The sequence below is a fragment of the Veillonella sp. Ser01 genome (assembly GCF_053850375.1).
This window is the reverse complement of sequence record NZ_JBSPUA010000002.1, coordinates 440,161-452,540: the sequence shown is the minus strand read 5'-3', so window position 1 is coordinate 452,540 and position 12,380 is coordinate 440,161. Positions and strand designations below refer to the sequence as shown.

Genomic DNA, 12,380 nt, shown 5'->3' with positions numbered 1-12,380 from the left:
TCTCTAATGCCGAAAAATACGGAGTCGCTCATAGGTTTACTCATATCTATCCTCGTCATTATCATCACCGTAGCTAACGGTATTGCTATTGGTTACGCCTTGATAGTGGTATGGTGCATCATGGCCTATGTATTCTATCGCAAAGGATACCAACGAAAAGAACTGCTAAACCTATCATGGACAGGTGCTAAAAGCTCGATTGTAGTAATACAAATATTCTTGCTTATCGGTTGGCTCATTGCTATGTGGCAAGCAGCAGGTATTATCCCTATGATTATCGCCACCGGCATCGACTTGATTGATCCGTCCCTCTTTATTGCTTGTGCCTTCTTATTAACAGCGATTGTTAGCATGATATTAGGTACAGCTTACGGTACTGTAGGCACCATAGGCATTGTACTCATCACGATGGCAAGAGCCGGTAATATTCCAGAGAATATCGTAGCTGGTGCCATTATAGCCGGTGCATACTTTGGTGATCGCAACGGCCCATTGTCATCTAGCGCATCACTGGTAGCAGCCTTAACACATACTAAGATTTCTAGTAATATACCAATTATGTTTAAAGCGGGACTACCTGCACTTGTTATTTCTACAGTGCTCTACCTAATACTGTCCCAGTGGTTTCCTCTAAACTATGAAAATAGTTTGTTATCCGATACAATCCACTTTATCTTCAATATTGATTGGACATTGTGGATTCCAGTGATTATCGTCATCGCTTTATTGCCTTTGAAAGTATCTATCCGTTGGCCTATCGGCCTCAGCGCATTAGCCGCAGCCATTCTGGCTTATACAAATCAAGGAGCTACTCTTTCCGATTTAGGCTGGTATACCTTAACAGGATTTGAACTACCACATTATAATCCACTAGCAGACATCATTCATGGCGGTGGATTGCAAACAATGTTCATCCCCACCCTATCTATCTTTATGGCCACTGCCATTTCAGGCATGCTCGAAGGGGTTGGCTTCTGGAATGATGTTAGACAACTATTAGAGCGAGCTAAAACGCGGAGCGATGTATTTGCTACCAATGTAGGTCTCGCACTCTTAACCGGCGCTGTTGGCTGTAGCCAAGCTATTGCGGTTGTAATGACACATTCTATTATGCGTATTACCTACGCTCAACGGGGTATTCAAGATGAAGATGTGATGCTCGACTTTGAAAACAGTGGCATCGTCATTGCTCCACTATTACCATGGAACATCGCTGCTTACGTACCTATTGTTATGATGGGTACTAGTATAGCAGGCTATGTGCCATTCGCCTTCTTCCTATACCTCGTACCACTCCTTTACTGGTTACGACTACGGAATCAAGATCAACCAATCATACGCTAATTACAAGATTAGCCAATCATACGCTAATTACAGGATTAGCCAATCAGAGGCTAATTACAAAATTTGCCAATCGCAGGCTAATTAATTTATCTTATCAAGGGGAATTTGTATGATTTACACCATTACCTTTAACCCAGCCCTCGATTATATCGTACGCCTTGAGCAACTTAAGACTGGTACCATTAATCGTACAACTCAAGAATACGTTCTTGGTGGCGGCAAGGGTATCAACGTATCTATCGTTCTTAACAACTTAGGCATGGATACAACGGCACTCGGTTTCATCGCCGGCTTTACTGGTGAAGAAATCGTTACGCAGCTCAATAGCTTCGGCGTAAAAGAAGATTTCATTCGCCTCCGCGAAGGATTAACCCGTATCAATGTTAAGGTGAAAGCCTCTGATGAAGAAACAGAGATCAACGGTCGTGGCCCAATCATTGGGTCCGACGAATTAGAAGCACTTTACAAACAGCTCGACGCATTGACTGAACAAGATACACTAATCCTTGCAGGCAGTATTCCTTCTAGCTTACCTAGCGATATGTACGAGTTCATTATGGAGCGCTTGCAACATAAAAACATTCGCATCGTTGTAGATGCTACAAAGGATTTACTTACACGCGTATTGCCATATAAGCCATTCTTAATTAAACCTAACAATCATGAACTTAGCGAAATTTTTGGTCGCCCCCTTTCTACAAAGGAGGACCTCGTAGAAGCGGCGAAAGCATTGCAAGAGAAAGGCGCACAGCATGTGCTTATCTCTATGGCTGGTGATGGAGCTATCTTGGTCGCAGCTGATGGCACGGTATATACGAGTCCTGCCCCTAAGGGAACGCTCGTAAATTCTGTAGGCGCTGGCGACTCCATGGTAGCAGGCTTTATTACAGGCTTTGAAAAGACAGGCGATTTACAAGAGGCACTGTACTGGGGTATCTCCAGTGGCTCTGCCTCCGCTTACTCTGAAAACCTTGCTACACTGGCAGAAGTAGAAGCATTACTTTCACAAGTACGAGTTAACTAGTTTTACATTTTATTTGCATCAAGGAGTACATATATGCAAATCACTGATTTATTAAAACCTCAATCCGTCCTACTAAATGCAGACCCTGTTACAAAGGCTGACGCTATTTATACCTTAGGGGAGTTAATGGAAAAAGGCGGCAACCTCATCGACAAAGGTGAGTACTTAGCAGCCGTGTTCGCTCGTGAAGAATCTGGCTCTACCGGCCTTGGCGACGGCATCGCTACACCGCATGCTAAATCCGCAGGCGTAAAAGAAGCAGGCCTAGCAGCTATGGTTGTGCCTCACGGCGTAGACTTCGAAGCACTCGACGGCCAACCATCTCGTTTATTCTTCATGATCGCTGCCCCTGAAGGCGCTGCAGATACTCATGTAGAGGTATTGAGCCAATTAGCTATGATGGTTATCGACCCTGACTTCAAAGAAGCCCTCATCGCTGCTCCAACGGTAGAACGCTTCTTGGAACTCGTAACAGCTAAAGAGCAAGGTAACTTTGATCCATCTGTGGAAGGTTTCATCAAAACGGCAGAACCACAAGCAGAGAAAGCTGAAGTAGGTGACGCTAGCACAGCAGCTGTAGCGGCTGGAACGGCTGCAGCAGTTGAAAAAGTCACTATAGACAACCCACATTACGATGTATTGGCGGTAACTGGTTGCCCTACTGGTATTGCTCATACCTACATGGCTGCAGAATCTTTAGAACGCAAAGCCAAAGAAATGGGCATTTCCTTAAAAGTTGAGAAAAATGGTGCTTCTGGCGTTAAAGATGCTCTTACAGCTGAAGAAATCGCTCATGCTAAATGCATTATCGTCGCTTCTGACCGCCAAGTAGAAATGGCTCGTTTCAACGGCAAACCTATGATTCAAACTAAAGTTGCGAACGGTATCAATAAAGCCGAAGAACTTTTAACAGAAGCAATGGCTGGCACAGCAGCTGTATACCAAGCATCCGCAGCAGACCGTGAAGCTGCTGAAACTGCTGCGAGTGCCTCTGACAGCGTAGGTCGTCAAATCTACAAACACTTGATGAACGGCGTATCCCACATGTTGCCATTCGTTATTGGTGGCGGTATCTTGATTGCTCTCGCCTTCTTGTTCGACACATTAGATCCTGCGAATCCTAAGAACTTCGGTTCCGGCAATCCTCTTTCTGCATTCTTAATGCAAATTGGTGGTGCTTCCTTTGGCTTCATGTTACCAGTATTGGCTGGTTACATCGCTATGAGTATTGCGGACCGCCCAGGTCTTGTAGCTGGTTTCGTTGGTGGCTTATTGGCCAACCAAGGCGGCTCTGGCTTCCTTGGCGCATTGATTGCCGGCTTTGCAGCAGGTTATTTAGTATTATTAGTTAAGAAATTAGTATCTGGTTTGCCTCAAGCCTTAGAAGGTACAAAACCAGTCCTCTTCTACCCTGTACTGGGCGTATTGTTCATAGGTTTAGCTATAACCTTCGTAATCAATCCTCCTGTATCCGCGCTTAACCACTGGTTAATGGACTCCTTACAATCCATGGGCACTACTAGCCGCTTATTGTTAGGTCTCATCTTTGGTGCTATGATGTCCGTTGATATGGGCGGTCCTGTAAACAAAGCAGCTTACGTTATTGGTACTGGTGCACTTGCTACTGGTGAATATGGTATTATGGCTGCTGTCATGGCAGGTGGTATGGTTCCTCCATTGGCAATTGCGCTTTGTACTACATTCTTCCCTAGCCGCTTCACAGAAGCAGAACGTAAATCTGGTATCACTAACTACATCATGGGTCTTTCCTTCATCACAGAAGGTGCTATCCCATTTGCAGCGGCTGATCCAGTTCGCGTATTGCCAGCTTGCATTATCGGTGCTGGTACAGCTGGTGCGTTGTCCATGTTCTTCGAATGTACACTACGCGCTCCACACGGCGGTATCTTCGTAGTACCTACAATCGGCAACCCACTTCTTTACCTTGCATCCATCGCAATCGGTTCCGTTGTGGCTTGTATCATCTTGGCACTATTAAAACCAAGCCTTAAAAAATAATTGTGAAAGCTAGTATTATACTAGCACATATAGTAAAAACGTACATAGGCTAAATAAGTACATATAGCAAAAGGACTAGAACAAAATGTTCTAGTCCTTTTCTTATGTAAACTATCGACTTACATCATCATAAAATATGCCAAATACTTTCTTAAAAACTCGGTTTGCAACGTGATAGCTTTCAAAATCAAAGTCTGTAGGCGTTAAAAATGTAACATGCTCATACCCTTTATAACCTGGTTGTGTAGGTTTACTTTCACCATTAAGAGTATAATCCTGTTGAGCCTTAACAGTACCTACAATACCAGATTCATCCATTTTAAGATTCCATATATCATTTAAACTAAAATCAGGAAATCGTTGTTTAAACTCTGGCATTTTTGCTACTAAATTGGCAAAAGAATAATTTAGGTTATAGTCATACCGAATTGTGTATTCCCGAATCAAATCTGAAGACGGTAATACAACGTATATCTTAGTCTCTATACTTTTTGTACGTGCATCGGTAGATATATCTCGAAGTGTGCTCAACTCAATATATTTACCATCTCCACCACCAGTATCACCTTTAGATATAATGTGTTCGAAACGGCTAGTATCTTGTAATTCAGCATTAGAAACTGCTTTCACAGAATTAACGGAAACATAGCATACGCATAAAATAGCCATTAAAATTAAGATACGTTTCATAAGACACCTCATTTCACCACAATATCATCAAAATGCTGCTGATATGCAACGACAAACATGGCATCTGCTATAGCAAAGAGACCTTGATCGGAACGACTACGATCTAAAGGTCGTAATTGGTGCACTAAAGGAACTGTACTACTAACCTCAATACCATCCCCATTAAATCGCTTCACCTCTCGTAAGTCAATTTGTATGCCAGAATCATCTTGTGCTGCCTTTATAACCGCATACATAGATGGGGATGGCTGTACTATTTGACTGGCGTGAATTAAAGAACCTAGTGAATAATTAGTATTATATGTGGCCGTTACTTCATATTCAGTAATAAACGTACTACGAGTATATGTATAAACGGTATAAAAAGTACCTTTTAATTTATAATGTGGCGCTGCGTATTCTAGTGCTTCAACAGAGTAAGTGTTTAAATAGTTTATTAGCCTATCCTTTGGATAAGTACCTTGATAGGGATCGGTTTTTTGATATACATTTTTAAACTGTGGTGAACTATTTAACTCATTAATCGATATAGCTTGTATCTGTATGGTAAAAGCACCCAGCACCATACAGGCTAATAAGAATTTTCTAAACATATTCTCTCCTTTATCATCAAAACTCAGCTAAATTACCAAAAGCATATCATATTTTATGGAAAGATGTATACATACGAAAAAGGCCATTTTAAATCATTATAGATAATATAAAAGTAATGATCGCTATTCTAAGTACTTTAAATTTATTTATATTTTTCTAAGTTTATCTTCTTCGCACTCATCCAGTATTTATCTATACTTCTATAAATTGTACAAATATATCGATTTATGTTAAACTATATAAATATAAATAAATTTTAAAATTATAAATTGTTTTTTCAAATCTAGTTCGGAGAGTAATTCATGAAATCATCTAGGAAACGTAAGGTTACCGCTGCATTTTTTGCAGCTGCAGCGTTGGGTGGTGTTGCCCACGCAGCCCCTACCCTCAACATGAATGATTTGGTAGGTTCGAACACTACCACTGAATCAACGGCTCAAGGCAATAATAATATTGCTACTCCAGTCGTACGACCTATGGCAACTCAGCCTACCCCTGTAACTACACAATCAGTTCCAAAGGTAACACCATTAATACCGCGTGTACGTCCAGTACCTGTAAACGATATTGCAAAAGCTTTATCAGATCAACAACGGACCGTTTCACAACCACAATATGTTGTTAACAAACAAACTAATGCTGTCTTGGAACCAACATTGGCCATGCATAGCTTGATGAACGTACAACGTAAAACTGAACCTGTTACAGTACAAAAACAAGTTGATGGCAAACAGCAAGTACAAACGACACAGGTACAACGTACTCCTGTAATGGTTCAACAAGAATCTACAACACCTTTAGTTATTGCTAATACAACTCAAACTAAAGCCGTTGTAGCAAAACAAAAATTAACTATTCGAGATATTCAACGTGCAGAACGTGAAAGATTAGCTCAATTAGCAGCAGAAGAAGCCGCACAACAAGCAGGTACAAACCAAGTTGATCAGCAAATGGTTGCCCAAAAACAAGCTGAAGCTCAGCGTCAAGCAGCAATTCTAGCGGAACAACAACGTCAAATAGCTATGCAAGCGGAACAGCAACGGGTTGCCCAGCAACAAGCTGAGGCTCAACGTCAAGCTGCTATGCAAGCAGAACAACAACGTTTAGCTACCGAGCAAGCTGAAGCTCAACGTCAAGCGGCTCTAAGAGCCGAGCAAGAGCGTATCGCTGCACAGCAAGCTGAACAAGCTCGTATCGCTGAAGCTCAACGTCAAGCGGCAGAGCAAGAACGTCTTCGTATCCAAGAAGAACAACGCCGCATTGCACAACAACAGGCCGAAGCTCAACGCCAAGCAGCTATACAAGCGGAACAACAACGTATTGCTACAGAGCAAGCTGAAGCTCAACGTCAAGCTGCTTTAAAAGCTGAACAACAACGTATCGCTGCCGAGCAAGCTGAAGCTCAACGTCAAGCGGCCTTAAAAGCTGAACAACAACGTATTGCTGCAGAGCAAGCTGAAGCTCAACGCCAAGCTGCCTTAAAAGCTGAACAAGAGCGTATCGCTGCAGAGCAAGCTGAAGCTCAACGTCAAGCGGCTTTGCAAGCCGAACAACAACGTATCGCTGCCGAGCAAGCTGAAGCACAACGCCAAGCTGCCTTAAAAGCTGAACAACAACGTATCGCTGCTGAACAAGCTGCTCGCCAACGTGCAGAAGCTGCTACTAAAGCTGAGGCAGAACGTCAAGCGGCTATTAAAGCTGAACAAGAGCGTATTGCAGCAGAGCAAGCTGAAGCTCAACGCCAAGCGGCCTTAAAAGCTGAACAACAACGTATCGCTGCTGAACAAGCTGCTCGCCAACGTGCAGAAGCTGCTGCTAAAGCTGAGGCAGAACGTCAAGCGGCTATAAAAGCTGAACAAGATCGCATTGCAGCACAACAAGCAGAAATGGCTAGACAAGCTGCAATCAAAGAAGAGCAGGAACGTTTAGCTGCTGAGCAATTAGCAAAAGAAGAAGCTGAATCTGCTGCTAAAGCTCAAGCTGAGGCAGAAGCAAAAGCTAAAGCCGAAGCTGCCGCTAAAGCTCAGGCTGAGGCAGAAGCAAAAGCTAAAGCTGAAGCTGAAGCTAAAGCCCAAGCTGAAGCAGAAGCTAAAGCACAAGCTGAAGCAAAAGCTAAAGCCGAAGCTGAGGCACAAGCTAAAGCTCAAGAAAATAAATTGCCTCAATCTTATGTAGATGCTCGTAATGAAGCTTCTACAAAAGGTGCTGGTGTAACGGAAGAGAAAAACATTCTTTCTCAACCAATAGAACCACCATTGCAAGCCGATACATCTGCGAAGATTAGCCTTGCTTTCGACGTGAAAAATTACGAATCCATGTCTACTACAGTAGATAATAAGGAAATCAAATATCGCGCCTTCGAATATATCCCTTACGTGGCTAATCCGATCGATATCGATCAACAGTACATGAACATTTATGTACCAGAAGAATACTTCAACAATGGCACTGTAAATGGTTACAATACGCAAACAGCCCCTATCTTTATGCCAAATGCGGTAGGTGGTTATATGCCAAGCCAAGCTATGACTCCGAAAGTGGAAAATGGCAAACCTAATAGTGTTCTTTACGCATTATCCCGTGGCTATGTAGTAGCTTCCCCAGCTACACGTGGTCGTACAAATAAAGCATCCGATGGCAACTTTATCGGCAAAGCTCCTGCAGTTATTGTTGACTTACAAGCTGCCACAGCATACTTACATGCTAACGATTCCACAATGCCAGGTAATGCAAACCGTATCATCACTAATGGTACAAGTGCTGGTGGTGCTGTATCCTTATTACAAGGAGCTACAGGTAACAGCTCTGACTTCCAACCATATTTACAAGCATTAGGCGCAGCTACAGCGGCAACTAATGTATACGCAGTTTCTGCATACTGCCCTATCACTAACCTTGATGCGGCTGATATGGCTTATGAATGGAGCTATAAAGGTATTACCTCCTTCAACAAAGTAACGATGGGCCAAGGCGAATTGCCACAAGCTAATGTAGGTGGTAACGCTGCTCCACCGCAACGTACAATACAACGTGTAAACTTGAATGCTGATGATGTAGCATACTCCAACTTACTAAGTGAACACTTCCCTGAATACGTAAACAATTTACAATTGCATGACTCTATGGGACGTGTATTGAAACTAGATAAGAATGGCAATGGTACTTTCAAAAATTATGTAAAAGCATTCATCATCGATGCAGCAAATAAAGCACAAGCTAAAGGTACTGATTTATCTAAACATACATACCTTGTACGAGATAATAAAACAGGCGCTATTAAAGATATTAACTGGGAGGCTTATAATCAATTTGTAAGTCGTTCTAAAGCACCAGGTGCATTCGACTCCCGTTCTAATGACTCTGGCGAGAATAACCTATTCGGTACAAGTGCTACAGATAATAATCACTTTACAATTACTGCTGCATTACACGATACAACACCTAACCAAGATGTATACGTAGAAAATGCTAAAATCGTTACTATGATGAATCCAATGAACTATCTCGGTTCTCCAGCAGCGACAAATGCACGCTACTATCGTATCCGCTATGGTACAGCCGATAGCAATACATCCGTAGCCATCCCATTGATCGTAGGTACACGTGCTCAAAACCTTGGGTACAACGTAGATATGGCAACACCATTTGATGTAGACCATTCTGGCGACTACGATTTAGACGAATTATTCAACTGGATGGACAATATCGTTAAAAACGGTAGATAATAACAACTAAATACATACCATAACAAAAAAGGAGCTATCTAGTAGCTCCTTTTTCTTATATAAAATTGTAACATTAGAAAAAGCCCCTCTACCGAGGGGCCTTACTATATTAGGAAAACATATTCACTGCTTTCACCAATCATATTCTATTACACTTCTGGGAATAATGCTGTAGACAAGTAGCGTTCACCTGTATCAGGAAGAATTACTACAATATTTTTGCCTTTATTTTCAGGACGTTTAGCCAATTCTTGAGCAGCCCAAAGAGCAGCACCAGAGGAAATACCAACTAAGATACCTTCTGTATGTCCAAATGCTTGAGATGTAGCGAATGCATCATCATTAGTTACTTGGATTACTTCATCGTAAATATTAGTATCCAAAGTATCCGGAATGAAGCCAGCGCCTAAGCCTTGGATTTTGTGAGGACCAGGTTTGCCATTGGACAATACTGGGGAATCAGTTGGTTCCACAGCCACAATTTTTACGTCAGGGTTTTGTTCTTTTAAATAACGACCTGCACCAGTCAAAGTACCGCCTGTACCAACACCAGCTACGTAGATATCTACTGTACCATCTGTATCTTGCCAGATTTCAGGACCAGTTGTTTTATAGTGAATTGCTGGGTTTGCTTGATTTACGAATTGACCCGCCTCGATGGCACCAGCTGTAGCTGTTACGATTTCTTTAGCTTTTGCAATAGCACCTTTCATGCCAAGAGAGCCATCAGTCAACACGAGTTGAGCACCATAGCCAAGCATCAATTTACGGCGTTCGATGGACATTGTTTCTGGCATTACGATTACAACTTTATAGCCAAGAGCAGCACCAACAGCGGATAAACCGATACCAGTGTTACCAGATGTAGCTTCTACGATTGTACCACCTGGTTGTAATTCACCAGATTCAACAGCTGCTTGGATAATTGCTGCAGCAATACGATCTTTAACAGAGCCACCTGGATTAAAGTATTCCAATTTAGCAAAAATATTTGCATCTGCGCCATATTTTTTACCAAAACGTGTAGCTGCCAACAAAGGTGTTTTACCAATTAATTCAACGAAAGATTTTGCAATATTAGACATAATAGTCACTCCTTATTAAATAGAACCATCCCAATTGTCATATTTTGTATCAAGTTTAGCGTAAGTTCCATCAATTACATCTTGAAGAGTTACGTTTTCTAGATAATCATGAATATAGTTTTGTAATCCTGCCCAGAAACCAACAGTTCTTTCATTGATTACTGTATCAGTACTCACCCCTTCATCAAGAGTGGAGATGATAGCCATGGATTCTTCCGTGGCAAGCAAAATTTCAATAATAGTGTACTCTTTAGGGCTTTTAGATAAGCGATAGCCTCCGTATTTACCACGAATACTATCCACTAGGTTAGCAGCACCCAAACGAGCCACAATACCCTCAAGGTATTTCTCAGATATACCTTGTCGTTCTGCAACGGATCGCAAGGAAACCGGTTTATCCTGACCTTGCTCTGCTAAATCGATGAGAACCATCAATGCATAGCGACCTTTTGTGGAAATCCTCATATATCTTGCCTCTCTTTGTAAAAGTTAGTGCTAACACACCCCATGTTATAAAGCACTTATCCTACTTCATTTATAAAACCTTGTGTATCACTAGGAATTAATTTCATTATAGACCACTAAATCTAAAAATGCAAGAACTTATTTCCTACTTTTACAAGGGGGTATTTAAAGCCCTTATATTTATTGGCCTAAGCCTATATTATTGATTTATTTTATTCTATTATTAGACTTGCAATCACACCTATTGATACATTAACTATTTTACATAACACAAAAGGACCAGCCCGAAGGCCAGTCCTTTTGCGTATAGTTTGTAGTTTGTTATATGAGGTTTACCATGATGAATTGGAGAGGGTTCATCTGGTATTGGGACTTACCGTATCGTCAGGAAAACGATGCGCGCCCGTTTTGTCATTTGAGGAGTTGTCTAGATTATTCTAGTGTTCAGGTTATTTCTAAATTAGATTTTACCTACTAGATCAAGACCTGGTTTCAATGTGTCTTTACCTGGTTTCCAACGTGCAGGACACACTTGATCACCATGTTTTGCTACGAATTGAGCCGCTTGTACTTTACGAACCAATTCTTCAGCAGAACGGCCGATACCCATGTCATGGATTTCAGCTGTACGTACGAAGCCTTCTGGGTCTACTACGAAAGTACCACGGTAAGCCATAGCGGATTCTTCTTGGAATACGTCGAAGAAGTCAGCTAATTCATGTTTTTTATCTGCTAACATGTAGTACTCAATTTTGTTGATAGTTGGAGAAGCATCAGACCATGCTTTGTGAACGAATTCGGAGTCAACAGATACGGAGTAAACTTCGCAACCCAATTCTTTCAACTCTGCATAGGAGTTTTGTACGTCTTCCAATTCAGTAGGGCATACGAATGTGAAATCTGCTGGATAGAATACGAATACAGACCATTTACCCAACACGTCTGCAGTGCTTACTTTTACCAATTCAGGTTTTTTGAAAGCATCTAGAGTAAATTCAGGAAGTTGTTTACCAATAATAGACATGTCATGTCCTCCTTGTTTGAGTTTCAAGTTGTAATGATTATATTTGTATTGGTGCACTTAACACCGCATCTATATCTATCTTTGTCTATATAATAACAAATATCATTCAAGATTGCAAGTGTTATTTTTAAATTTATCGATATATTTTTCCAATTTATTTCGATACGATAAAAAAAAGAAAGATGCTCATTTCTGAGCATCTTTCTTCTTTTTACGTACTACAACAGATTTACTACTCACAGTAGAATGATCAAATGCGATTAAACCCGCTATATTAGCAAGCCCTCTCCGTGCTATATGACCAGTTGTAGATTGTTCTTTTCCCGATTTACCATATACAAACTGCTCTAGTTTGAGTGCAGCTAATATAAATATACCTATAATAGATAAAAGAGATCCCATGGCTCTAC

At 41.4% G+C, this 12,380-nt stretch carries 10 protein-coding genes; 4 read left to right on the top strand and 6 right to left on the bottom strand.

The window, feature by feature from the left end:
• Window positions 1–6 precede the first annotated feature (6 nt).
• From ACWTVK_RS05930 to ACWTVK_RS05920, 3 genes are all read left to right on the top strand, one after another.
• Window positions 7–1,344 carry a Na+/H+ antiporter NhaC family protein gene (locus tag ACWTVK_RS05930; protein ID WP_456046263.1) on the top strand — a complete coding sequence of 446 codons (1,338 nt, stop codon included), beginning with the start codon at window positions 7–9 and terminating at the stop codon, window positions 1,342–1,344.
• Window positions 1,345–1,453: 109 nt separating this feature from the next.
• On the top strand, window positions 1,454–2,368 hold the full coding sequence (gene pfkB / locus ACWTVK_RS05925) for a 1-phosphofructokinase (RefSeq protein ID WP_456046262.1): 915 nt from the start codon (window positions 1,454–1,456) through the stop codon (window positions 2,366–2,368).
• A gap of 33 nt (window positions 2,369–2,401) precedes the next feature.
• The gene (locus ACWTVK_RS05920) at window positions 2,402–4,387 is read left to right on the top strand and encodes a PTS fructose transporter subunit IIABC (protein ID WP_456046261.1); all 1,986 of its coding nucleotides are present in this window, start codon (window positions 2,402–2,404) and stop codon (window positions 4,385–4,387) included.
• Between the two features lie 111 nt (window positions 4,388–4,498).
• Here the strand turns inward: ACWTVK_RS05920 and ACWTVK_RS05915 are convergent, their stop codons facing one another.
• Together ACWTVK_RS05915 and ACWTVK_RS05910 are read right to left on the bottom strand one after the other, a co-directional pair.
• Window positions 4,499–5,077 (bottom strand): hypothetical protein, encoded by a 579-nt coding sequence (locus ACWTVK_RS05915; RefSeq protein ID WP_298708010.1) that lies wholly within the window; start codon window positions 5,075–5,077, stop codon window positions 4,499–4,501.
• Window positions 5,078–5,085: 8 nt separating this feature from the next.
• On the bottom strand, window positions 5,086–5,670 hold the full coding sequence (locus tag ACWTVK_RS05910; protein WP_303940685.1) for a hypothetical protein: 585 nt from the start codon (window positions 5,668–5,670) through the stop codon (window positions 5,086–5,088).
• Between the two features lie 303 nt (window positions 5,671–5,973).
• On the opposite strand from ACWTVK_RS05910, the gene ACWTVK_RS05905 reads away from it, so the two are divergent.
• Window positions 5,974–9,396: a subtype B tannase gene (locus ACWTVK_RS05905; protein ID WP_456046260.1), complete on the top strand. Its 3,423-nt coding sequence runs from the start codon at window positions 5,974–5,976 to the stop codon at window positions 9,394–9,396.
• A gap of 149 nt (window positions 9,397–9,545) precedes the next feature.
• Here the strand turns inward: ACWTVK_RS05905 and cysK are convergent, their stop codons facing one another.
• The 4 genes from cysK to ACWTVK_RS05885 all read right to left on the bottom strand — a co-directional run bounded on the left by cysK (window position 9,546) and on the right by ACWTVK_RS05885 (window position 12,372).
• Window positions 9,546–10,481 (bottom strand): cysteine synthase A, encoded by a 936-nt coding sequence (cysK, locus tag ACWTVK_RS05900; protein ID WP_024065734.1) that lies wholly within the window; start codon window positions 10,479–10,481, stop codon window positions 9,546–9,548.
• A 15-nt stretch (window positions 10,482–10,496) separates the two neighbouring features.
• On the bottom strand, window positions 10,497–10,946 hold the full coding sequence (locus ACWTVK_RS05895) for an RrF2 family transcriptional regulator (RefSeq protein ID WP_004698292.1): 450 nt from the start codon (window positions 10,944–10,946) through the stop codon (window positions 10,497–10,499).
• Window positions 10,947–11,406: 460 nt separating this feature from the next.
• Window positions 11,407–11,970: an alkyl hydroperoxide reductase subunit C gene (gene ahpC / locus ACWTVK_RS05890; protein WP_298707996.1), complete on the bottom strand. Its 564-nt coding sequence runs from the start codon at window positions 11,968–11,970 to the stop codon at window positions 11,407–11,409.
• 186 nt (window positions 11,971–12,156) lie between these two features.
• A complete protein-coding gene (locus ACWTVK_RS05885) occupies window positions 12,157–12,372 on the bottom strand; it encodes a hypothetical protein (protein ID WP_119208927.1) in 216 nt (71 codons plus the stop codon).
• Window positions 12,373–12,380 lie beyond the last annotated feature (8 nt).